Source organism: Methylomonas koyamae (assembly GCF_006483455.1).
Lineage (GTDB): Bacteria > Pseudomonadota > Gammaproteobacteria > Methylococcales > Methylomonadaceae > Methylomonas > Methylomonas koyamae_B.
The window spans coordinates 57,375-79,214 of the sequence record NZ_PPPU01000012.1 but is presented as its reverse complement, the minus strand read 5'-3'; the positions used below and the strand labels follow the sequence as shown (position 1 = coordinate 79,214).

Below are 21,840 nucleotides of genomic sequence, written 5' to 3'. Positions count from 1 at the left end.
CATGGAAGCGCTGCTGAACCCGCCGCAACTGCAGATCGAATTGGCCGGTAAGCCGTTGTCTGCCGGCGACGCCCAATATCTGACCGAACTGCAAGTCTGCGAGCGCCTGTCCGTGCCCAGCCAATGCGAACTGGCGTTTCAGGGGCTACCGGATTTGCTCGGCGAGCTGGCCTCGATCGCCGACGGCACGGCATTGGTCATTCGTACCGGCCCCGACCGCTGCCTGTTTCAAGGTAACGTCACCGCACTGGAATACGAATTCGCGCCGGGCAACAATCTAGGCTTGCGCATCCGCGCTTACGACCGGCTACACAGCTTGCGCCAGCGCCAGGCGCCGCGCTCCTATGTCGATTTGACCGTCACCGAATTGGCCGCGACCTTGGTCGGCGATCTGGATATCGCAGTCGCAGCCTACGAAACCGGCCCGATCTGGCGGCTGATCATGCAACACGAGCAATCCGATCTGGAATTGCTGACCGAATTCGCCGAACGCGCCGGTCTGTATTTCCATTTGCGCGATTCGGTGTTGCAGTTCGCCAGTCTGGCCGGCCGCCCCGGCAACGCGGTGTTAACCCTGGGCGAAAATCTATTCGAAGCCAAAATCGAAGCCAATAGCGGCAAAAGCCGGCAAGCAGTGACCAACCTGGCCTGGGACCCTTGGCAGGCCGCCGCCCGCCGCGGCCGGGCCGATACCGCCCGCTGCGGCCGCCGCTTGGCCGCCGACGCCGCTTTTCACGCCGATTCGGCGCCGGAATTCACTTCGACCGACGACAGCGTGCAGGACGACAACCAGGCCGAAGCTTACGCCCAGGCGCAACTGGACCACAGAACGGCCGCCGAAACCGTGTTTTGGGGCATCGCCGCCGGCAATCCCGAGCTGATGCCCGGTCTGGCAGTCAAGCTCGACGGCTTGCCGGGACCGGTAAACGGCCAGTACGTGCTCAGCGCGGTGACTCACCGCTTCGATAGCCGCCAGGGCTACGTCTGCGAGCTGGATTCGGCACCGCCGCCGCTGCGACCGCGCAAACGTGCCACGTTGGCTACGGTCGGCGTCGTCACCAGGGTCGACGATCCGGACGGCCTGGGCCGGGTCAAGGCCATGCTGCCCTCTTACGGCGAACTGGAAACCGACTGGATCGAAGTCGCCTGTACCGGCGCCGGCAAAGGCAAAGGTCTGCTGCTGCTGCCGAATCTGGGCGACAAAGTGCTGTTGGCGCTGATCCGGGAAGATCCGGCCCAGGCCATCGTCATCGGCGGCTTGTACGGCGACAGCCCGCTGCCGGACGACGCCGTGGTCGATGCCGACATCGGCCGCTATTTTCTGTCCACGCCGGGCGGCCAACGCATCAGCCTGGACGACTCCGAGCGCTCGATCCGGCTGCAAACCCAATCCGGCCAACAAGTGGAACTGCAGCCGGACAAGATCCGCCTGCAACTGGATTCCGGCAGTTTTTTCGAACTGGCCGATAACGGCACCCGGTTGCATGCCGAGGCTGATCTGGAGATCGAGGCGCCGGGGCGCACCATCACGATTCGCGGCCAGGCCATTAATTTCGAGCAGAAATCATGAAACTGTTAACCGAAGACGCCACGCTGGTTTGCGCCCACGAGCTGGGTTTGGTCGGTATTGTCCCGACCCAGTCGTTTGTCACCGTCAACGGCCGCCGACTGTTGGTCGAGACCAATCCTGAGCAACGGCCGATCGTCGGCTGCCCGAACGCCGGCCCGGCGATCAAACCCTGTACCTCGACCTTGGCGGTGAAGCACGGTTATTCGAGCTGGATCAGAATCGGCGGTAAACGGGTTTGCCTGGACATCGTGACCGGCCTGACCGACGGCACCCCGCCGGGCGCCGTGCTGTATAAAGTACGCCAGCCGGGCCAATATTTCGTGGAGGAACGCTAATGCCCAGTACAGCCAGATTCCGGGCCTGGAGTTTTGCCCACCCCGATTTTCTGCATCCCGACGCGCCGGCCGGTCTGGAAATCTCCGCCGGCGGCGGCATCCGCATGGTCAGCGAGGATTTGTCGGTACGTCAGGCGATCCTGATACTGTTGACCACGGTGCCCGGCGAGCGGGTCATGCGTCCCGACTACGGTTGCAGTCTGGATAAACTGGCCTTCATGCCCAACGACGCCACCACTCACGGCCTGGCGATCCACTTCGTGCGCCAGGCCCTGGAACGCTGGGAACGGCGCATCGAAATCCTGAAACTGGACGCCGGCAGCAATCCCGACGACCCGACCCGAATCGACATTGTTCTGGATTACCGGGTGCGGCGGACGCTAGGCCGCGACCAACTACTATTTGGCTACCCACTCGTGGCAGGTTAATCATGACTTACTTGACGCCGCCCAACCTCGACGACCGCCGCTTCGCCGATTTGCTACAGGAAGCCCGCGACCGCATTCGCCAGCAATGCCCGGAGTGGACCGATCTGAGTCCGAGCGATCCGGGCATGGTGCTGCTGGAAGCCTTTGCCCATCTGACAGAGGTGATGATCTACCGCTTGAACCGCTTGCCGGAAAAAGCCTATATCGAGTTCCTGAACCTGATCGGCGTGCGCTTGCAACCGCCCGCCGCCGCGGTCACCAAATTGGTGTTTTCGATTCCGAAACCATTGGGCCACGCCGTGGAAATCCCGAAAGGCGTAAGGGTGACGCTGGGCCGCGCCGGCTCGGGCCGAGAACCGCCGATCTTCACCACCAGCGAGGCGGTAACGATTCCGGCCGGCAGTACCAGCGCCGAAAGCATCGCCTACCACTGCGACTGGGTGCGCGGCGAACTGGCCGGCAAGAGCAACGGCCAACCGGGATTTTTCGTCAACGCCAAACGGCCGCCCATCGTCGCGCCGAACCGCGACGGCCTCGATCTGGTGGTGGGGGTGGAGGCCGGAGCGGACGAAATCGAAGACCATACCTCGGCGCTGGAATACGAAGGTAAGTCCTACATCGTCTGGCGCGAAGCCGAGAACTTCGCCAATCCGGGTTCCGACGGCAGAGTCTATCTGGTCGACCGCCTGACCGGGAAAATCGTGTTTACCCCGGCGCTACGGCTGCCCGATCCGGCCGGCGGCATGACGCCGTTGCAAACCCTGGCGCAAATCCCGGCGGCCGGGCGGGAGATCCGGCTTTGGTACCGGCGCGGCGGCGGCGGCGAAGGCAATCTGGCGGCGAATACGCTGAACACACTGAAAGATCCGCTCGTCGGCGTTGCGGTGACCAACCCGGAACCGGCCGCCGGCGGCAAAGCCGCCGAAACCCTGGAAAACGCGCTGATCCGCGGCCCGCAACAAATCCACTCGCTGGAACGAGTGGTCACGGCCCGCGATTACGCGCTGTTGGCGGTGCATTGCTCCGGTGCCGCCAACCGGGCCAAAGCCTTTACCCGGGCCGACATCTGGAGCCACGCCAGACCCGGTACCGTCGAAGTCCTGATCGTGCCCAACCTGCCGGCGCCGGACGACTACAGCGCGCCGTTGACTGCCGAACAACTCTACGCTTTGGAAAGCGAAGAAGCCCGGCTGCGAATTGAAAACGCGCTGGCGGAACGCCGGCCGCTGGGTACCGAATGCCAGGTCAGTTGGGCGCGCTACAAAAACGTCACGGTGCGGGCGCAGATCGTCACCCACCGCGAAGAAGACCTGCTGCAATTGAAACAGCGCTTGTTACGCAAACTCTACCGCGGCATCAATCCGATCGAAGCCAACTCGGCGCAACCCTGGCCGTTCGGCCAACCGTTACGGGTGTTCGACGTTTACAAAATCCTCGGCGACGACCCCGGCGTCAAATCGGTCAACAATGTCCGGCTCTCGGTGCAACACGCGCCGAACGCCAATGTCGCCGCCCTGTGCGCCGACGCTTTCCAGAGCAAAACCTGGTACACGGCAACCCCGGCCGGGCTGTTCCGCTCCTCGAACGACGGCGACGGCTGGGAATTGATCGAGCCGTTTGCCGGCGAAAAAATCGACGCGATCAAAGCCTGGCCGAAACAGGCCGGCGCCGATCCGAAACATGCCGGCTTGCTGGCGATCAGCTCGCGCCTGCTCGACAGCGACGGCGTCAGCCGGGTCAGAGTCTCGCTCGACTGCGGCGAAAGCTGGCTGGATTATGCGCAAACCAATTTTCTGATTGAAGACATGGCCTGGATCGAGCGCGACGCCAAACTGGCGCTGCTGCTGGCCACCGAGAAAGGCCTGTTCGAACTCGGCGTGCCGTGGGACCCGGCGGCGGGCCCGAAACCGGTGCAGTTCGATGCCGAGGACAACGAAATCCCGTTATACGCGGTTGCGGTCGCGGCCGACGCCTCCGGCTTGGTCAGCGTCGCGCTGGCTGCCGGCAATAACCGCGGCATTTACCTGTCCAACAACGGCGGCCGTCCCGGCAGCTTCAGCGCCATCGGCTTGAAAGGCGAGCTGGTCCGGCTGCTTGCGGTGCAAAACCAGGGCGGACACAGTTATTTATGGGCCGGCATCGGCGCACCGGGCACCGACCCCGGCAAAGGCTGCTTCCGCTGGCGACTGACCGGCACCAGCGATAACAACGAGGGCTGGAAAGGCTTTCAGGCCGGCTGGCAAGCCGGCAGTTGCAACGGCCTCGCTTTCGTCGGCGAAGAGGTATTCGCCGCCAGCCAACGCCTGGGCGTATTGAGCCTGAACACCAATTCCGCCGCGCCCGCCTGGAAAGCGCCCGACGCCAAATGCGGCTTGCCGGTGCGCGATGTGGGCCGGTTCCAGGCCGTCGATGCGATTGCCGCCGCTCCGGCCGGCAAAGCGCTATTGCTGTGCGGCGGCGTCGAAGGGCTTTATCTGCGCGGCGCGGCCGGCGATTACCGCAATTGCTCGGCAGACTGGTTTCCGGACATCGTCACCGTGCCGTGCAATTGGTTGCTGTGTTCCGCCGCGCACGAACTCGAAGTGGTCAGCGAAGATGAAACGCCAAGCGATTGAACGCCTGTTGCCGGGCATATTCCAGCGCGGCCTGACGCCGCAATCGCCGCTGTTCGCGATTCTGGAGATTATGGAAGCGCTACACGCGCCGGCCGAAGCGATTCTGGAAAACGTCGAAACCCGTTTCAACCCGTATCTGGCGGACGAGCGTTTCGTGCCGATGCTGGCGGCCTGGGTCGATCTGGACCGGCTGTCGCCCTTATCCGGCGCCGGCCGCCCGAACGGCGCGCCGCCAATTTCCACCGGCATCGAGCGCTTGCGCGAACTGATCGCGTCGGCCACCTTGCTGTCGAAGTGGCGCGGGACCGCCTACGGCCTGAAATTATTTTTACAGACCGCCACCGGCGACGCCGGTTTCGAGCTGAGAGAAAACGCCACGGCCGACGGTGCCGCCAGGCCGTTCCATTTGTGCGTGTTGGTGCCGGAACGGCTGCGGCCGCACCGCGGCTTGATCGAAAGAATAGTGGATCAGGAAAAGCCGGCTTACGCGACCAGCGAGGTTTGTTTTGTCGCCGATGGCGGAACTTGAACCCGCTATCCGGGCAACTCGGTCGAAGCGGCTGGTAGCGCCGACAGCGGCGGCTAACAAGCCGGTATTCGTTTTATTTAACGTCACAGGAGATAACTACAATGACCGCAATCGTCAGTATCAAACAAGCGTCAGACAAGGTAAGTTGCGATAGCAACGGCAACGGCAATTGCAAGTTTTTCGTCACCAACGCCTACACTGACCGGCAATTGCTGCTCAAAGCCCGGGTCGTCACCGGCAGCGGCACGGATGAAAAATGGATCTCGTCGATTCAGGCCGGCGCCAACGCCAAACCGACCGGCGGCGCGATTTCAAACGAATGGAAGCTGGCGCCGAGCGCCACCGAGGAAATATCGGTCAATTTTCAAGTCCCCAAATCGGTTGCCGACGGCAAATACCCGTTCCACTTGCAGGTGTTCTCGGTGGATAGGCCGGACGACGACTTCAAGGACGGCGAACCGGTTTATCTGCAAATCCAGAACGCAGTGGCGCCGCCTCCCCCGCCCAAACCATTCCCCTGGTGGATTCTGGTGTTGGCGTTGGTGGTGCTGTTGACCATAGGCGTCGCGGTTTGGTTGATGATGAAGCCCGACGACACCGGCCCGGTGGTCGAGAAAGCCAAAGTTCCGGATTTAAAAGGCATGATCTGGGACGAAGCTCAGCAACGCCTGAAGCAGGCCGGCTTGAGTAAATTTGAAACCAGCTTCAAATTCGACCCGAGCAAACGCGATCCGATCGTGCTGGATCAATCTCCGTCTGCCGGTTCAGCGGCCGAAGCGGAAACGACGGTGTCGGTGGTGTTGAGCTTTCCCGGCATCGCCGTGCCGGACCTGAGAGGTAAAACGCTGCTCGCCGCCGCGCAAACCCTATCCAACAGCAATCTGGTGTTGGGCGAAGCCAACTCGCAACCCACTAACGCCCAGCCGGAACAAACGGTCATCGAGCAAAACCCTGCTCCCGGCCAAGCCGTGGATAAAGGTACTCCGATCAAGCTGACCGTGGCAACCACGCCGACCCGGCCGGTGATTATCTGGGACCGCGATTTGACCAAGTTGATGACCAGACAACAACAAATCTTCAAAGTCATGCCGCGCGGCATTGAACCGGCGGAACAGTAATCACAGATTGAAATTCGGAGATTCGATCGATGGAGCAAAACAAAGGCGTGATCATCGGCTTGGTTTTATTGCTATGCCTGTTTGCGCTGGCGTTGGCTTTGGGGTTCCGTCCCCGAGCCAACGACAAACCGGCCGACGCCCGCAGCCGAAACCAAGAGGCCTCGCGTTTAAGTAAGGATAGTTGGCTGAGTGCGATGGACGACCTGCTGGCGCCGCTGGCGCCGGCGGTCAAGCCGGCCGAAATTCACCCGTTGGATAACCATTGCCGGCGCGACGGCGATACATTGTCGCTCAGCGCCAATGAGTCCTGCCTGATCAAAATCGACCCGGCCACAGCCGAACGCAGAACCTTGAACCTGCGCGGGTCCGACAATTATCAGTTGCTGATCCCGGTTGCCGCCGGGGAGGCTTGTCCGCAAAACTCGGCGCCGGTCCGGGTCCGGGTCAGATTCGAATTGAACGACGCCGATTCGAAGTGGGAAGAACCGCTATGTTGGAAACCGGCCCGCAATCCGCAACATTTCAAAGCGCCGGTGCTGACCAAAGGCGCCAATTTGAGACTGAGCTGCGAAACCTGCGGCGATGGGCAAACCGCGCGCTTAGCCTTGGAATAAGCTCAGGCCAGCGCCCGATCCACCCGCAAGGCCTTGACGATGGCCGGCAGCGAGCCGATCAGCAGCACCAGGCTCCAGATCGCGCCCAGCACGCCGATCACCAGCGCCGCGATACAGTCGGTGATGCTGACCAGAAAACCCGGCACCAGCCCGTGCAGGAAAGTGACCAGGATATTCGCCAGCAAGGCCGTCAGCGTCAACAGCACCAGCCCCTTGTTCTGCAGGAACTGCTGCTGGGCCGCCACCAAAAATCCGCAAAAGCCCAGCTTCAACAGCATGATCAGCGCCAGGGTGGAGGCCGCCGCGGCCTTGGCAAAATCGGCGAATCCGGCGAAATACAGCGCGGTGCCGAACGGCACCGCCAACAGCAACGACACCATGACCCCTAACAAGGCGATGGCGGCCATAATCATGCCGATCGACGCGATCAGACTGATTAAGCCGACGATGAAAGTCACGATGCCTTGGACGCGGCCGTGGATGCGTTCCGGTACCAGCAGCGACACGCCGATCAAGCCCACCGTGTACAGCAACAGCCCGTCGACCAGGGCCAGGTAGGGAATCCCCAAACCCGGCCGCGGCAGATCGCCCGGACTTTTCTGGCCGCTCGGCGCGGCGAAATCCAGAAACGAAGCGCCGATGTCGATCAAAAACGCCAGCGCCAACAGCACCAGCGCGACGGCAAAAAACGGCTTTCTCATGGTGTCCAACATAGCGGTACCTCGTTAGCGGCTGCGCCCATTCGCGTAAGACCGATACTACACCGAAATGGCCGAATTCGCCGATAGTGTTTAGTAGGTCCGACCGGGCCGGTATTGCGTAGCCGCTCTGTGGCGGTCGAGGGAAGGAAACTGAAGTATTCGAGCGGACTCGAAAATTAGTGTCTGAATATGGGCCAAGTTTTCCAAGCCAGTTTCGTAGACGTGTGGATTCATAAAATAAACTTGAGTAACTTTGGCCTAGGGCCGAGCGACGGCGATACCCAGCTTTAATGGCTTCCAGGCCTAACAGACTGGAATTAAATCGATTACTTCCCGATACAAAAACTGGAAAAAATCTCGCCCAACAGGTCGTCGGAGGTGAATTCTCCGGTGATTGCGGACAAGCTGGTTTGGGCTTGGCGCAGTTCTTCGGCGACCAGTTCGTGGGCCTGGTGCTGCAATTGGTCGGCGGCGTTTTCTGCGGCTTGGGCGGCTTGTTGTAGGGCTTGAATATGGCGGACTCTGGCCACGTAAACGTTATCCGCGCCTTCGCTGAAGCCCATACTCAGCTTCAGATGGTGTTTCAACAAATCCAACCCCTGGCCTTGTTTGACCGACAGATGAATCTCGGTCCCTTGCGGGGTTTGTTCGATTCGAGCCTGGCCGCCCACCAAGTCGATTTTGTTGAACACTTTGGTGACGGCGATACCGGCCGGCAAATCGGCATCGCTGCCAGTACAGTCTGTGTCGCTGCTGTCGATCAACAACAACACCCGATCCGCCCTGGCGATTTCCTGGCGGGCGCGGCGGATGCCCTCCTGCTCGACCGGATTGTCGCTGTCGCGCAGACCCGCGGTATCGATCACGTGCAGCGGCATGCCGTCCAGTTGAATCCGCTCGCGTAACACGTCGCGGGTGGTGCCGGCGATGTCGGTGACGATGGCCGCGTCGTGGCCGGCCAAGGCATTCAATAAACTGGACTTGCCGGCGTTGGGTTTGCCGGCCAAGACCACGGTCATGCCGTCGTGCAGCAGCCGGCCCTGTTCGGCGCTACGGCGGATTTCGCCGATCTGTGTTTGCAGGCGCGCGATCCGGCCGGCGACGACGCCGTCGCCGAGAAAATCGATTTCTTCGTCGACGAAATCGATCGCCGCTTCGATGAACACGCGCAGCTCGATCAATTCGTCGATCAACTGGTTAATTTTTTCGGAAAACACGCCCTGCAGCGATCTCTGAGCCGAGCGCACGGCCTGTTCGGTGCTGCTGGTGATCAAATCGGCAATCGCTTCGGCCTGGGCCAGATCGATTTTGTCGTTCAAAAAGGCGCGGCGACTGAACTCTCCCGGCTCGGCTAATCTGGCGCCCAACGCTAATACCCGGCGCAACAGCATATCCAACACGACGCTGCCGCCGTGGCCTTGCAGTTCGACGACGTCTTCACCGGTAAAAGAAGCGGGGGCGCGGAAATACAGCAGCAGACCGCTGTCGATGGCGCGGCCGTCGGCTTCCAGGAAAGAGACGAATTGAGCGAAGCGGGGTTTGGGGAGTGGTTTGCCGGTCAGGTGACCGGCGATGCCGGGCGCGGCGGACCCGGAGATGCGGATCACGCCGACGCCGCCGTTACCCGGCGGCGTGGCGATGGCGGCTATGGTGTCGCCGTCAAGCATTAAGGGACAACACTATGCTTGTGGGCATCCTCTTCAAGCACGTGCTTGGTGATGTACCACTGCTGGATGATCGACAAGCTGTTATTGCAAATCCAGTACAGCACCAAACCGGACGGGAAGAACAGGAAGAACACGGTGAACACGATCGGGAACATTTTCATGACCTGCGCTTGCAGCGGATCGATCGGCGCCGGGTTCAGGCTTTGCTGGATCTTCATCGTGATGCCGTACAAAATCGGCAACAGGTAGAACGGATCTTGCGCCGACAAATCCTGAATCCACAGGGCAAAGTCGGCCTGACGCACTTCGACGGTTTCGATCAATACCCAGTACAGCGAAATGAACACCGGAATCTGCACCAGAATCGGTAAACAGCCGCCGAGCGGGTTGACCTTCTCCTTTTTGTACATCGCCATCATTTCGGTATTAAACTTCTGGCGATCATCGGCGTAACGCTCTTGCAAATCCTTCAAGCGCGGTTGAATCTTGCGCATTTTTGCCATCGACTGGAAGCTGGCTTTGGATAATTTGAAGAACAAGGCCTTAATGACGAAGGTCACGCCCAAAATCGCCACACCCCAGTTGCCGACGAAACCGTAGATCTGGTTAAGCAACCAATAAATACCTTTGGCAATCGGCGTCAACCAGCTGTAATCGACGGTCAATTCCAGTCCGGGAGCCAAAGCTTCCATCACCGGCTGGATTTTCGGGCCGGCAAACAATTGGCTGGTGAACGCAGCTTCACCGTTGGCGGGTACGCTTAAATCCGGCGACAGGGAACCGACTTGATAGCGGGTATCCTCTAAATCGTTGGTGTAAAACTGGGCGTCCTGGTCGGCAGGCGGAATCCAGGCTGCGGCGAAATAGTGTTGGATCATGCCGCTCCAACCGCTTTTGCTGTGCACGTTATCTTTGGCCTTGACGTCGTATTTGTCGTCGGCCATGTCTTCGAATTTGATTTTTTGGAACTTGTCTTTCTCGGTGTAAACCACGCCGCCGGAGAAGGTTCTGATGAAGCTGTTGTTGCTTTTGTCGCTGTACAGCTTTCTTAGCAGTTGGTTGTATTGTTTACCCGACCAATCCTGTGCCGAACGGTTGCTGACCTTTTGTTCCAGGCCGATCGCATAATTACCGCGTTTGAAGGTATAGGTTTTGGTCACGGTCAGGCCTTGCTGGTTGGTCCAGGTCAGCGGAATCCGCAATTCGTCCTGGCCTTCGGCCAATTGGTATTCGTTCTTTTCGGCACTGAACACGCTGCGGTGGTCCGGAGCCGCGGCGGAATTGGCATTGGCGATCAAGCCGCTTTGCGCCAGATAAAGGCTTTCCGGATTGCTGTCGAACAGGCGGATCGGGTTGAGATTTTTTTCCGGCGGGGTCATGCCGATCAGAGCATAGGCCTTGTCGACGACGGTGTTGACTTTTTCGTGGGGGTACTTGAGCAGATCGAGATTGCGTAATGTGCCGCCTTGGGTATCGATCTCCAGCTCGAAAACATCGGTTTTGACTTTGATGACTTTATCAGCAGGCGCTTGGACAACGGCTGGATTTGCGGGGTTTTGCCCGGCAGCGGCTGTCTGTCCGGCTGAGGCGACCGTTACGTCTCCAGCGATCACGGGCGTTTCGGAAATAATCGCTTGCGGCTTCGGGCCATAATCGATCTGCCAAGACTCCCACAACATGTAGGAGATCATCAACATCGCCATGACCAAGACAAATCTTATGTTATCCATTGTTATTTACTCAATTTTTCCGGAACAGGATCAATGCCGCCCTCGTGAAAAGGGTGGCATTTCAATAATCGGCGAAGCGTGAGGTAAGAGCCTTTGAAAGCACCATGCAGTTGGATTGCTTCTAAGCCATAACTTGAACAGCTGGGATAAAAACGGCATCTCGGCCCCAGCAAAGGACTTATGAAGTATTTGTAAAACTTGATCAGGGTTATGAGCAGGAATCGCATCGCTCTACCAGTTTTAGCCAATGCCTTTCCAATGACTTCCTCAATATGGGCGAGGCTGCGTTAGCCGCGTCGCCCCGCGCCAAAACTACAATATCTATGCCGACGATATGTTGCCGCTGTAATCTGAAACTTTCCCTGGCAGCCCTTTTTATGCGATTCCGTGCGACTGCTTTTTTTATCGTTTTTTTGGCGATCGCCAGGCCCAAACGCGAATGGGCCAGGCAATTGCTTACTGCCAATACCGTAAAATACCTGTCGGTCGATTTTACCGGGTTAGCGAATACTCTTTTATACTCAGCGGGCGTCCCTAGCCGATACTGATCGGGAAAGCCAAAACTTTCCGCCGACAATTAAACCGTCAACGAAGCGCGGCCTTTGGCTCTGCGCGCGTTAATTACTTTACGGCCGCCGACGGTAGCCATGCGAGCACGGAAACCGTGGGTTCTGACGCGTTTGATTTTGCTGGGTTGATATGTTCTTTTCATAAGGTACTGCCCTGATTGATAACGGATAAAAAGGCTGCGAATCATACGTGAAGCGGCGCGCAACTGTCAATTCGACTTACCCGATTCCAAATTGGTGCGAAATCGGCTAATCTCTGGCCCACTTCCGCCGAGTCGGACATATTCAGGAGAAATGACATGCAAAAACTATCGCTTAAATCGGTACTGACAACCGTATTGCTGGTTTCCGGCTGCGCGACGACGACAGGCTGGACGCCGACCGTGGACACCTACAACGACAGAAACGCTTACCGATTGAACCAGGACATGCAGGAATGTCAACAGTTGGCAGCGCAATCGGCAAGCACCTACAAGGATACCGCAATCGGCGCCGGCGTCGGCGGCCTGATCGGCGCAGCCGGCGGTGCGGCGATCGGCGCTGCAACCGGTAACGCCGCTAGAGGGGCTGCGGTCGGCGCAGCCGCAGGCGGTATCGGCGGCGCAGCCCAGCAAGGCATCCATTCCAACGACAGCTACAAGAACGCTTACCGCAACTGCTTGCGGCAGCGCGGCCACAACGTCATCAACTAATTAACCGGGCTTGCCACCTACATTGGAGGGCTTACTACCGCTTATCGTTGTTGCCGTGGGAATCGTACTGGTGTTCGACTATACCAACGGCTTCCACGACGCCTCCAATATCATTGCCGGAGTCATCGCTTCCCGGGCGATGACTCCACTTCAAGCCGTAATGGTCGTAGCCAGCTGCGAGTTTCTCGGACCGTTGCTGGGCGGCTCGGCCGTGGCCAACACGCTGGGCAGCATGATCGATCTTTCGCATATTCCCAAGCGCCAAGCCTTGCCCATCATCATCTCCGGTGTGTTTGCCGCCGTGGCCTGGAACTTGTTCACCTGGTGGCGCGGCTTGCCTTCGTCCTCCTCCCACGCGTTGGTGGGCGGACTGATAGGCGCGGTAGTGGTTTCGGCCGGTACCGAACCGGTGTACTGGGGATTTGCGGAACTCCGCCGCGGAGAATTCGACGGTTTCAGTAAAGTCTTGCTCGCCTTGTGCTTGTCACCGCTATTGGGCTTTGCAGCCGGTTTCGTGCTGCAGCGGCTGACCCTGTTTTTACTACGCGCAGCCCATCCCCGCATCAACAAACGCCTGCAACAAAGCCAATGGCTAACCGCCGCGGCACTGGCCTTCGCCCACGGCAGCAACGACGCTCAGAAAAGCATGGGCATTTTGACGCTGGTTCTACTGCTCGGCGGCGCTATCGACAGCTTTCGGGTGCCGATGTGGGTGATCTTGCTCTGTGCCGGCGCGATGACGGCCGGCACGCTGACCGGCGGTTGGCGCATCGTCCGCACCCTGGGGTTCTCGATCTACAAGATTCGGCCGATTCACGCTCTGAATTCGCAACTGAGCGCCTGCGGCGCCATATTCGCCGGCTCGTTCTGCGGCGCGCCGGTCTCCACCACCCACGTCGTCGCGGCGTCGATCATGGGCATAGGCGCCTCGGAGCGGCCGCGCACCGTGCACTGGGGTAAAGCCGGGGAGATACTGGAAACCTGGATCATCACCATTCCCGGCTCGGCACTGATCGCCAGCCTGAGTTATACCTTAATCAGCCATTTGCCCGTTTTGGGCCTGTGAACCGCGATGCCGAGCCCAAACACGTCTGCCATTTCACGCCTCCTGCAAAAGATTTTCCCGAAACCCGCGGATTTTTACCGGCTATTGCACGAGCAATGTCGACAAGTTTGCGTCACGGTCGACAATCTGGCGCGGTTCATGGTCACCGAATGCATTGACGCCGGCGAGATGTTAAAAGAAGACGAGCACGAGGCCGACCGCCTGCGGATACGCAATTTGCACGCGCTGAACAGTTCGTTTGCGACGCCGATGGACCGGGAAGATATTTACCGCGCCATAGCCTCGCTGGACAGTATCGTCACCTATTGCAAGAGTACTTACAACGAAATGCAGGCACTGCAACTGGCACCGGACCGGCATTCACTGGCCATGGTGCAGGAACTACAAGTCGGCATCAACGCCCTGGAAAAGGGCTTTGCGGTGCTTGGCAAACAGCCTCGCGGCGCGGAACCGCATGCTTTCGCCGCTCGCCATTCCGAGCGGCGCATCGAAAAAATGTACCGTAAGGCCATCGCCGACTTATTCCAGGGCGACGACTATCTGAATATGTTCAAACAACGCGAGCTCTATCGGCACCTTTCCAACGCCGCCGACAAGGTTCACGCCACCGCCAACGTGCTGGAAGACATCATCGTCAAACTCGGCTGACCGCAGCCCGGCAAATGCCGCCAAGCCAAGCTGAAACCGGCGAATTACGGCGCCTCCAGCCTCCGCCGCTCAACCCAAAAGCCCGATCATCCATGCTACAATCAGCCGCGATCCAATTCCGGTTTCTCCAAGAGGTTCAATTCGTGGCAAACATTTCCAGCCGAAAATCCGCAATGATTCTTTTCAGCTCGGCCAACTGCATAATGAGCCACTGCGCCAGGCTGGTGGTGCACGAAAAAGGCGTGCCGGCCGACATCGAATTTTTCGATCCGAACGACCCGCCGGAAGACTTGCTGGAACTGAACCCGAACGGCAACGCGCCTACTTTCGTCGAACGCGATCTGGTTCTATACGACGCCCGCATTATCATGGAATACCTCGACGAACGCTTCCCCCACCCCGCCCTGCACCAAATGGACCCGGTTTCCCGCGCCAACGCCAGAATGCTGATCAAACGCATCGACCAGGAATGGTACCCGTTGCTGGAGGAAGTCCAGGTCCACGGCGACAAGAAAGCCGCAAAAGCCAAAAAAATGCTGCGGGAAAGCCTGATTGCGGCGGCTCCGGTCTTCGAAGCCACACCTTATTTTATGAGCGAAGAATATTCGTTGATCGATTGCGCGATGGCTCCGTTTTTATGGCGGCTGCCGAGCATAGGTATCGACATCGCCGGGCTGGGCAAAGGCGTCACTGCCTACGCCAACCGCTTATTCGGCCGCAAAGCCTTTCAGGAAAGCTTGAGCCGCGAAGAAAAAGACATGATGCAACTCGCAAGCAAATGACCCCACTAAAACCCTATCTGATCCGCTCCATTTATGAATGGATTGTCGACAACAGCCTGACTCCGCACTTATTGGTCAACGCCGAATACCCTGGCGTCGTACTTCCGACCGATTTCGTTGAAGACGGTCGTATCGTATTGAACATCCGCCCGGAAGCCATTCAAGGCCTGCACCTCGGTAACGATGAGATCCAGTTCAATGCCCGCTTTGCCGGCAAAGCCATGCGTATAGTCGCCCCCTGCAAAGCCGTACTGGCGATTTACGCCAAGGAAAACGGCAAAGGTATGATATTCGACCCGGACGAAACCGACGACGAAACACCGCCAACACCCACAGAACCCAAACCGCCGCAAAAACCGCAATTGCGCGTCGTAAAATAACGAGCCCGCCCGATCAATGACTTTGCTTTGACGGGCGCTGGCTGCGTACCGATCCTACGCCGCAACTTAGACCGCCAGGCATATCTATCAAACCTCCGAGAGCTGTCTTTTCTGCTTCACTACGATCTACAAAGAGACCTCAATCAGCTTGGCCCTCAATTGATCTTGACCATTTGTTCAGCAAGTTTTTTTTGATGAAAAACTTTTGCTTATCGGCGATTCGCCTTTGCGTCTTACTTGAACTTGCCAAGAACCGGTTGGTAACTTTCCGATAGCTGCCATAAGCGCTTTTCCTGTTCACTGAGAACGATTTGTGAACGAAAAACGCCTAAAAACAAAAAAGGCCTACAGTTTTTGCTGTAAGCCTTTGAATTTGATGGTGGGTCGTGTGCGATTCGAACGCACGACCATCGCATTAAAAGTGCGGTGCTCTACCGGCTGAGCTAACGACCCCCTGAATGAATTACCCATTATACCTATGTTTTTTAATTTTGCAACAGATATAACCAAAATATTACAAAACCGATAAGCCCGCACCAACCACACCATCGTCAAAGAACGCTTGTTTAGCATAACGCCAAGACATCCAAAGCTAAGAGTGGCCTTAACTGATTCGAACTATTGCTTATGAATCAACGCAATCGGCAAGAACAATCTAAAACCTTGTTGCAATCTATTCCTTGACCGGCTTCTTTTCCAGCTTTCTTTGCAAAGTCCTTCTGTGCATATTCAGTGCGCGCGCGGCGGCCGAAATGTTGCCGTCGTGCTGCATTAGCACTTTTTGCAGATGCTCCCATTCCAGGCGCTTTACCGATAGCGGACTATCGCTGATAGCCACCGAGGCGTCGCCCTCGTTCTTGTACAACGCGCTGACAATTTCGTCGGCATTCGCCGGTTTGGTCAGATAATGGATTGCACCCAATTTGATCGCTTCCACCGCGGTCGCGATGCTGGCAAAACCGGTCAACATGACGATCTGGGTATTGTCGTCGAGCGAGATCAGCTTCTTGACCATCTCCAAGCCGGAATCGAAACCAATCCGCAAATCGATGACCGCATATTCCGGCTCGGTCTGCTCCGCCAGCTTCATTGCCGTCGCCACATCGTTAGCTACGGTCACCTGAAAATTGCGTTTCTCCAGTGCCGGTTTCAACACCGAGCAGTAGGTGACATCATCGTCAACCAAAAGTAAATTCGGCTTATCCATAGGCAAATTGGTCATGGGTACTCTCCTTAGCTAATAACGGCAAACTGATCTCCACGCAAGCTCCGCCGCTGTCGAGATTACTGAACTGTATTGTACCTCCCAGGCGTTTTATCGTGGTATAGGTCAAAAACAATCCCACCCCCATGCCCTGCTTGTTGCTTTTCACCGGCTGATGCCCGGCGAAATCGATAAACTCGGCTGGTAAACCGGGGCCAAAATCCCGTATCCGCAAAAACAAATTCTCATCGCTCCACTCGGCATGGAATTCGATACCGGCATCGACCGGCGAGGCTTCGGCCGCATTGTTCAGGATATTGATAATGGAATGGGTCACCGTGCGCTCGGCAATGATTTTCGCCGCCATATCCACATTCGGCGAGACGAACAGCTTCATCCGGGTAGCGGACTTATGCGCCCGCCACTGGTTCAGCACCTCGTCGATATATTCGCTGACCAGCATGACCTTGCCCGACTCGGCCCGCATCTCGCCGGCAGACGCCGACATCACCGACAAGGCCTGTTTGCAACGGTCGATTTGCTGCTGCACGATCATCAGTTTCTGGTAAAGCTCGGGGTAACGGTGTTCGGGCAAATCCTCAACCATCTCATGCGTCAGGATCGCGATCGTACCCAGCGGCGTGCCCATGTCGTGAGCGGCGCTGGCTGCCAACGTACCCAGCGACACCACCCGTTCATCCCGCAACGCACTCTCGCGGGCGTCGGCTAGATTGCGTTCGCGCTCTTTCAGCGTTTTCGACAGCTCCACCACAAAAAACGCAACCAAGCCGGCACTGAACACAAAGCCGAACCACATGCCGAACACATGTAAATTGAAATAGCGCCGGTCGTTGATCAAATGCATTTGCAGACTCATTTCCGGCGTCAATTCGGTCATGGCCGGATGGGCCAAATGCGGCTCGATGGCCGGAAGCGGCACGTTGTAGGCGATCAACACGGTGTAAACACAGGACGTAATGATCACCATATTCCAGGCATAAGCTTGCGGCAACATGATCGCCGTTACGATCAACGGCAACAGAAACACCCAAATGATCGGATTGGAGGCTCCGCCGGTTAGATAGAGCAGATAAGCCAGCGCCAACACGTCCATGCAGATTTGCGAAAAAATCTCGTGCTCGGTGACTTCTTCCGGCGTACGCAACCGCAGCCAAGTGTATAAATTCAGTATCGAGATCGCGAATATCGCCAGCCATAGCTGATTTTGCGGCAGATTGATACCCAGCCCGTTCACGGCGATGAACACGGCAAAAGTCACAGCGAATAACATCAGATTTCGCAGGATATACAACCAGCGAAGATTTTCCCGAATCGAAATTTCGGCTTTAGGCAGTATGTGGGAAAGCATGGATAGAAAAACTCAGAGAGGACAAGACGGCAAGCCGCGGCAAACGCAATAATAAGGCCGGATTCGGAAAAATCCAGCGGCAGACCAGGCGCAACCAAAATTTGACCGGCACAACCGGTCAGAAACTGTACGCGAAAGAATCGCCGAAAACCGAGCCGTTACCGCCACCGCTCCCGACAAAAGCCGGATCAGACTCCGGCAACCCGCCATCCGCCGTTTTTATCCACCCAGCGCATGCTCGCCCAGTACCAGAGTGTCATCGGCAGCATCATCGCAAACCACTCCCAATCCGAAATCAGGAATAACTTCGCCACCCACTCGTTGCCGACAAAAAACGTGCTCCAGGGCAGGCAATACAGAGTAAACACGATACTGCTCCAAATCAGCAGCAACGCGCCTCGGCGGGTTTCGATACTGGATAAGGCCAGGAAAACCCATAACGGCGTCTTGTCGGTTTTTTGCATAAATTTTTCGGTTGAAAGGTTTAAATGATCGGTTATTAAAACGCGTACATCCAGGTCGCATTCAAAGTGCCGCTGCGCTCCAATTGGTAGCCGTTGACATTATCCTCTACCGGTTGCAGCCATTCCACACTAAAATTGTGACCGGCAAAAGCGCCGTCCGGCACCGTCGCATTCAAGCCGAAACCGACATCCCAATAATGGCCGCCGTAGTTCTTCGGGTTATCCATCGATCCGCCTTTCGGGTTGACGTCGGCGCACTCTGTCCGAATAAGTGGATTGTAATTCACGGCGCACTCGCCGGGGATCGCTGAAAAACGGCCTTTGATGGCGCCCTGCGCCGTGTAAATCCCGCGCACCGAGGCCGCCAACCAATCCAGCACATTGTAGCTCCCCCATGCCGTACCCTGCACCGCGTCGCCCAAGGCAAAACCGGCCGAATTTCTGTCCTCCAGCCGTTTGGTAGCATTGACCTGGCCGCCCCAGGACCAAGCGCCGGCCTGGCCGGTATAGGTCAAACTCGGCTTAAAGTCCCAGGTACCACTGCCGAGTTGCATCCCATAATGGATATAACCGCTGTCGAATTGATGGTTTCGGTTCAGTTTGACATCCACCTTGCCGGTGGGGGCGGTGACGCCCAGCCCCATGTTGACCTGATGCCCTTCCGTTTTAAACACATCGACCAACGCATATATCCCGGTATCGCCGACACTGCCGGTGTCGTGACCGCCGTGCAAGTGATCGGCGGCCGGCGACGCCGCGGGGGAAATCCCGGCCAAGGAGCGCGAATTCATATCCATATCCATGAACTGCGGCATCACCATCAAATTCAGCCAGTCGGTCGCCGCATACATGATATCGAGCATGTGCATGTGCATATTCATGAACTCGGGCACGGTGCGGCAGGTTTCGCCGTTTTCGGTACAGCCGTTATTGATGATGGCGCGATCGGTCACGGTTTTACCGGCATACAGCATGTCACCGTCCTGGCGGCTGTACATATAGCGGTATCCAACCATCACCTCGCCCGGCGTCGACATCACGTGGCCGAACATCACGCCGGCCGGCAACGGTGACCCGTGATGGTGGCCATGGTGCCGATGCTGCGCATGCGGATCATCCGCCAAACTGCGCCCCATCGCGCTCAAATTGACGTTGAGCGTCCCGCTGGCCAGGTAATAGTTGAAATCGGCATAGCCGGCTTCGCCGCCGCCGCCCAGTTTCAAATCGCCCTGGTGGGTGTAATACTCGAAGCCGGCATCGAAACGGATGCCTTTACTGAATTGCTTACTCAACACGATACCACCGCTCAAGGCGCCATAGCCCGACAAACGATGGTCACTGGAAAATGCGGCCGGCAGCTTGGCGTTATCGCTGGCTAAATTGGATTCCCCCGGATTGGCCGAAGGCCCGGCAATCAAATACGGGTGATAAAAATCCGCCGCGCTTTGCGAGTAATAGCGCACCCGCGGCGTGACCGACCATCCCGCTCCGAGCGGCTGCACCCAATCGCTCTCGAAGGTATGGGCGTTGATCCCCCAATCGTCATGGAAAAACTTGTAATCGAAATGAAACGCCGCATCCAGCCAGCCGACATGCTGCACCCAGCCGGTAGTGAAGTTCCACTGGTTCCGGTAATCCGGCCGCTGCTCCAAAAACACTTTGGCGACGCCGACATAAGGAAGCGTCGACGAAAACTCGCCCAAGCTGCCGTCAGCCGGCTGAATAAAAAATGCCGTCACCCCTTTATACGGATTTTCCAGATAGCCCTGGCTGTGGGTAAAACCGACACCCAATTTGAACAAAGCGTCCTTATTCACGACCTGAGTCAACCCCAAGCTTCCGCTCCAGTCGTCGCGTTTGCCCATGATCATCTGATCCCCGCTCCGATCGCTGGTTACTCTCTTTAACTGATTCGCGTAGGCGACGTAATTGATGTAGGGCTCGGTAAAATGGCCGCTCAGGCGCGCAAACGAATCGCTATTGGTATAGCTCAAGCCGGCATTCACGGTAGTGCGCTTTTGATTGAAATCCAGCCTGATCCCAGCATTGCCGAAGCGCGACTCGTAGTCGTTCTCGACCGAGATGCCGCCACCGACATCCACCGCCGCTTCGTCCCATTCGTAGCCCAGTTTGAAGTTGCCCTCCTTCCGCGTCTCCGGAGAAGCGGTCGACATCGTGTGCACCAGTTTCCGGTCGGCGCCCAAGCCCACCACATCCCCATTCGCAACCGAATCCGGGTCCACCAATAGCGGCTGAAGCTTGTTATCGAAATAAACGATATTGTCACTATCCTTGATGTAGGGAGAAGCACCGGCGACGGTACCGAATTGCTCATAGACTTTATTACCATGACGACCCGAAGGCGCGGTCGTGATCGGCGTCGCGCCGGACCAAGTGTCCTGCACGAAATTGAAGGCAAATTTGATTCTGTCGGTGAGTTTGACGTTGCCGCCGCCATGCAGGCTATCCACCGTGATCGGCTGGTACTGGCTTTTGACGCCATTCAAATCGCGCGCGCTTTCTTCATAGCGGCCGTACTGAAAGCTGAACTCGTCGCCGTCGGCGGCATTCGCCGCGGAGCCGACCAGCCCCGGCAACATCAAGGCCGCGGCCGTCAGAGCCTGCAAACCGGGATTAGATTTTTTTTCCGGATTAATAACAGCCACAACCGCCTCCGCTACCGGTATTTCCTGCCCCTGCCGCTTCGCGGGCACCGTAACTATGGCCGCGCAATTCGGATTGCACCGGATAAGGATCCAACGCCATCTGCGGTTTGGCCAGATTGCCGCGCTCCCACGGCTGCACCTCGGCGCAAGCAGTCAGGTTAATGACGATTGCTAATAGAGACAGGGACATTTTCATAGGCATTTACCACGATTAAACCGGCGCGCATTCTAACCGCTTTTGATTCCGCCGCCGAAACCCAAGCCAAAGCATCCGATACCGCTTAGCATCAGGGCGCGGTCGGCTCGTCGAGCAGTTGCTCGACTTGCTTACCGAATTGCTCGGCCTCGCCGACGCGAAACCCCAAATGCCGAGCCCGGATCCGCCCGTTCCGATCGATCAAATAGGAAGAAGGCATGGCCTTCAATTGGAGTTGTTTGGCGCACGCCTGCCCGCTATCCACTGCCACGGCAAAATCGACCCGATGCTGCGCCAAAAATTGGGCGCCGTCCTCCAGGTTTTCGTCCAGATTCACCGCCAATACCACCAAACCTTTATCTTGCAACTGGCTGTGCAATCGGTTCATGAACGGAAACGATTCCAGACAAGGCCCGCACCAGGAAGCCCAGAAATCCAGATAAACCACTTTGCCGCGGTACTGGCTCAAGCTCCGCTCGGGAGCCGACTCGAAGCCG

Annotated in this window: 24 protein-coding genes and 1 tRNA gene; 12 read left to right on the top strand and 13 right to left on the bottom strand. The window is 57.7% G+C overall.

Translation table 11 applies throughout. The annotated features are described in order from the left end of the window. Position 1 precedes the first annotated feature (1 nt). From C2U68_RS06335 to C2U68_RS06305, 7 genes are all read left to right on the top strand, one after another. Complete coding sequence (locus C2U68_RS06335; RefSeq protein ID WP_140911673.1) at positions 2-1,570, top strand: phage baseplate assembly protein V; 1,569 nt, start codon at positions 2-4, stop codon at positions 1,568-1,570. Beyond that, positions 1,567-1,905, top strand: a complete 339-nt coding sequence (locus C2U68_RS06330) for a hypothetical protein (protein WP_140911672.1) — start codon at positions 1,567-1,569, stop codon at positions 1,903-1,905. The genes C2U68_RS06335 and C2U68_RS06330 overlap by 4 nt, the downstream gene beginning before the upstream one ends. Further along, positions 1,905-2,333, top strand: coding sequence for a GPW/gp25 family protein (locus C2U68_RS06325; RefSeq protein WP_140911671.1), 429 nt, complete (start codon positions 1,905-1,907; stop codon positions 2,331-2,333). Before C2U68_RS06330 ends, C2U68_RS06325 begins: the two co-directional genes overlap by 1 nt. Before the next feature lie 2 nt (positions 2,334-2,335). Next, positions 2,336-4,948 carry a baseplate J/gp47 family protein gene (locus C2U68_RS06320; protein WP_140911670.1) on the top strand — a complete coding sequence of 871 codons (2,613 nt, stop codon included), beginning with the start codon at positions 2,336-2,338 and terminating at the stop codon, positions 4,946-4,948. Next, positions 4,929-5,477: a phage tail protein gene (locus C2U68_RS06315; RefSeq protein WP_222101876.1), complete on the top strand. Its 549-nt coding sequence runs from the start codon at positions 4,929-4,931 to the stop codon at positions 5,475-5,477. Before C2U68_RS06320 ends, C2U68_RS06315 begins: the two co-directional genes overlap by 20 nt. Before the next feature lie 101 nt (positions 5,478-5,578). Beyond that, entirely contained in the window at positions 5,579-6,595 is a 1,017-nt protein-coding gene (locus C2U68_RS06310; RefSeq protein ID WP_140911669.1) for a PASTA domain-containing protein, read from the top strand. Between the two features lie 29 nt (positions 6,596-6,624). Then, positions 6,625-7,209 (top strand): hypothetical protein, encoded by a 585-nt coding sequence (locus C2U68_RS06305; RefSeq protein WP_140911668.1) that lies wholly within the window; start codon positions 6,625-6,627, stop codon positions 7,207-7,209. 2 nt (positions 7,210-7,211) lie between these two features. Here the strand turns inward: C2U68_RS06305 and C2U68_RS06300 are convergent, their stop codons facing one another. The 6 genes from C2U68_RS06300 to rpmH form a co-directional block, all read right to left on the bottom strand. After that, positions 7,212-7,922 carry a hypothetical protein gene (locus tag C2U68_RS06300; RefSeq protein WP_140911667.1) on the bottom strand — a complete coding sequence of 237 codons (711 nt, stop codon included), beginning with the start codon at positions 7,920-7,922 and terminating at the stop codon, positions 7,212-7,214. A 314-nt stretch (positions 7,923-8,236) separates the two neighbouring features. Next, positions 8,237-9,577 carry a tRNA uridine-5-carboxymethylaminomethyl(34) synthesis GTPase MnmE gene (mnmE, locus tag C2U68_RS06295; RefSeq protein WP_140911666.1) on the bottom strand — a complete coding sequence of 447 codons (1,341 nt, stop codon included), beginning with the start codon at positions 9,575-9,577 and terminating at the stop codon, positions 8,237-8,239. Further along, positions 9,577-11,307, bottom strand: a complete 1,731-nt coding sequence (yidC, locus tag C2U68_RS06290) for a membrane protein insertase YidC (protein WP_140911665.1) — start codon at positions 11,305-11,307, stop codon at positions 9,577-9,579. The genes mnmE and yidC overlap by 1 nt, the downstream gene beginning before the upstream one ends. A gap of 2 nt (positions 11,308-11,309) precedes the next feature. Then, entirely contained in the window at positions 11,310-11,534 is a 225-nt protein-coding gene (yidD, locus tag C2U68_RS06285; RefSeq protein ID WP_140911664.1) for a membrane protein insertion efficiency factor YidD, read from the bottom strand. Beyond that, on the bottom strand, positions 11,516-11,884 hold the full coding sequence (gene rnpA, locus C2U68_RS06280) for a ribonuclease P protein component (protein ID WP_140911663.1): 369 nt from the start codon (positions 11,882-11,884) through the stop codon (positions 11,516-11,518). Before rnpA ends, yidD begins: the two co-directional genes overlap by 19 nt. Next, complete coding sequence (gene rpmH, locus C2U68_RS06275; protein WP_054763660.1) at positions 11,885-12,019, bottom strand: 50S ribosomal protein L34; 135 nt, start codon at positions 12,017-12,019, stop codon at positions 11,885-11,887. It lies immediately after the preceding gene. 156 nt (positions 12,020-12,175) lie between these two features. Between rpmH and C2U68_RS06270 the strand changes: the two genes are divergently transcribed. From C2U68_RS06270 to C2U68_RS06250, 5 genes are all read left to right on the top strand, one after another. Next, complete coding sequence (locus C2U68_RS06270; protein WP_140911662.1) at positions 12,176-12,568, top strand: hypothetical protein; 393 nt, start codon at positions 12,176-12,178, stop codon at positions 12,566-12,568. Positions 12,569-12,623: 55 nt separating this feature from the next. Then, a complete protein-coding gene (locus tag C2U68_RS06265; protein ID WP_260839240.1) occupies positions 12,624-13,634 on the top strand; it encodes an inorganic phosphate transporter in 1,011 nt (336 codons plus the stop codon). 6 nt (positions 13,635-13,640) lie between these two features. Next, positions 13,641-14,282, top strand: coding sequence for a DUF47 domain-containing protein (locus C2U68_RS06260; RefSeq protein WP_140911661.1), 642 nt, complete (start codon positions 13,641-13,643; stop codon positions 14,280-14,282). A 173-nt stretch (positions 14,283-14,455) separates the two neighbouring features. After that, entirely contained in the window at positions 14,456-15,064 is a 609-nt protein-coding gene (locus C2U68_RS06255) for a glutathione S-transferase N-terminal domain-containing protein (RefSeq protein ID WP_222101875.1), read from the top strand. Next, a complete protein-coding gene (locus tag C2U68_RS06250; RefSeq protein ID WP_140911659.1) occupies positions 15,061-15,444 on the top strand; it encodes a ClpXP protease specificity-enhancing factor in 384 nt (127 codons plus the stop codon). The genes C2U68_RS06255 and C2U68_RS06250 overlap by 4 nt, the downstream gene beginning before the upstream one ends. 377 nt (positions 15,445-15,821) lie before the next feature. On the opposite strand, the gene C2U68_RS06245 is transcribed toward C2U68_RS06250, so the two are convergent. The 7 genes from C2U68_RS06245 to C2U68_RS06215 all read right to left on the bottom strand — a co-directional run bounded on the left by C2U68_RS06245 (position 15,822) and on the right by C2U68_RS06215 (position 21,812). Continuing rightward, a tRNA-Lys gene (locus C2U68_RS06245) sits at positions 15,822-15,897 on the bottom strand. Positions 15,898-16,117: 220 nt separating this feature from the next. Continuing rightward, positions 16,118-16,666 (bottom strand): response regulator transcription factor, encoded by a 549-nt coding sequence (locus C2U68_RS06240; protein ID WP_140911658.1) that lies wholly within the window; start codon positions 16,664-16,666, stop codon positions 16,118-16,120. Then, a complete protein-coding gene (locus C2U68_RS06235; RefSeq protein ID WP_140911657.1) occupies positions 16,644-18,017 on the bottom strand; it encodes an ATP-binding protein in 1,374 nt (457 codons plus the stop codon). The genes C2U68_RS06240 and C2U68_RS06235 overlap by 23 nt, the downstream gene beginning before the upstream one ends. 188 nt (positions 18,018-18,205) lie before the next feature. Next, positions 18,206-18,481: a hypothetical protein gene (locus tag C2U68_RS06230; protein ID WP_140911656.1), complete on the bottom strand. Its 276-nt coding sequence runs from the start codon at positions 18,479-18,481 to the stop codon at positions 18,206-18,208. 35 nt (positions 18,482-18,516) lie between these two features. Further along, complete coding sequence (locus C2U68_RS06225; protein WP_260839239.1) at positions 18,517-21,147, bottom strand: DUF3570 domain-containing protein; 2,631 nt, start codon at positions 21,145-21,147, stop codon at positions 18,517-18,519. Then, positions 21,134-21,343: a DUF4266 domain-containing protein gene (locus tag C2U68_RS06220; protein ID WP_140911655.1), complete on the bottom strand. Its 210-nt coding sequence runs from the start codon at positions 21,341-21,343 to the stop codon at positions 21,134-21,136. The genes C2U68_RS06225 and C2U68_RS06220 overlap by 14 nt, the downstream gene beginning before the upstream one ends. A gap of 91 nt (positions 21,344-21,434) precedes the next feature. Then, entirely contained in the window at positions 21,435-21,812 is a 378-nt protein-coding gene (locus C2U68_RS06215; RefSeq protein WP_260839238.1) for a TlpA disulfide reductase family protein, read from the bottom strand. Positions 21,813-21,840: the final 28 nt, after the last annotated feature.

Bases quoted from the DNA above. Each gene is read 5' to 3' on its own strand.
- C2U68_RS06335 (WP_140911673.1), top strand. From the start codon at position 2: ATGGAAGCGCTGCTGAACCCGCCGCAACTGCAGATCGAATTGGCCGGT.
- C2U68_RS06330 (WP_140911672.1), top strand. From the start codon at position 1,567: ATGAAACTGTTAACCGAAGACGCCACGCTGGTTTGCGCCCACGAGCTG.
- C2U68_RS06325 (WP_140911671.1), top strand. From the start codon at position 1,905: ATGCCCAGTACAGCCAGATTCCGGGCCTGGAGTTTTGCCCACCCCGAT.
- C2U68_RS06320 (WP_140911670.1), top strand. From the start codon at position 2,336: ATGACTTACTTGACGCCGCCCAACCTCGACGACCGCCGCTTCGCCGAT.
- C2U68_RS06315 (WP_222101876.1), top strand. From the start codon at position 4,929: ATGAAACGCCAAGCGATTGAACGCCTGTTGCCGGGCATATTCCAGCGC.
- C2U68_RS06310 (WP_140911669.1), top strand. From the start codon at position 5,579: ATGACCGCAATCGTCAGTATCAAACAAGCGTCAGACAAGGTAAGTTGC.
- C2U68_RS06305 (WP_140911668.1), top strand. From the start codon at position 6,625: ATGGAGCAAAACAAAGGCGTGATCATCGGCTTGGTTTTATTGCTATGC.
- C2U68_RS06300 (WP_140911667.1), bottom strand. From the start codon at position 7,922: ATGTTGGACACCATGAGAAAGCCGTTTTTTGCCGTCGCGCTGGTGCTG.
- mnmE (WP_140911666.1), bottom strand. From the start codon at position 9,577: ATGCTTGACGGCGACACCATAGCCGCCATCGCCACGCCGCCGGGTAAC.
- yidC (WP_140911665.1), bottom strand. From the start codon at position 11,307: ATGGATAACATAAGATTTGTCTTGGTCATGGCGATGTTGATGATCTCC.
- yidD (WP_140911664.1), bottom strand. From the start codon at position 11,534: ATGCGATTCCTGCTCATAACCCTGATCAAGTTTTACAAATACTTCATA.
- rpmH (WP_054763660.1), bottom strand. From the start codon at position 12,019: ATGAAAAGAACATATCAACCCAGCAAAATCAAACGCGTCAGAACCCAC.
- C2U68_RS06270 (WP_140911662.1), top strand. From the start codon at position 12,176: ATGCAAAAACTATCGCTTAAATCGGTACTGACAACCGTATTGCTGGTT.
- C2U68_RS06260 (WP_140911661.1), top strand. From the start codon at position 13,641: ATGCCGAGCCCAAACACGTCTGCCATTTCACGCCTCCTGCAAAAGATT.
- C2U68_RS06255 (WP_222101875.1), top strand. From the start codon at position 14,456: ATGATTCTTTTCAGCTCGGCCAACTGCATAATGAGCCACTGCGCCAGG.
- C2U68_RS06250 (WP_140911659.1), top strand. From the start codon at position 15,061: ATGACCCCACTAAAACCCTATCTGATCCGCTCCATTTATGAATGGATT.
- C2U68_RS06240 (WP_140911658.1), bottom strand. From the start codon at position 16,666: ATGACCAATTTGCCTATGGATAAGCCGAATTTACTTTTGGTTGACGAT.
- C2U68_RS06235 (WP_140911657.1), bottom strand. From the start codon at position 18,017: ATGCTTTCCCACATACTGCCTAAAGCCGAAATTTCGATTCGGGAAAAT.
- C2U68_RS06230 (WP_140911656.1), bottom strand. From the start codon at position 18,481: ATGCAAAAAACCGACAAGACGCCGTTATGGGTTTTCCTGGCCTTATCC.
- C2U68_RS06220 (WP_140911655.1), bottom strand. From the start codon at position 21,343: ATGAAAATGTCCCTGTCTCTATTAGCAATCGTCATTAACCTGACTGCT.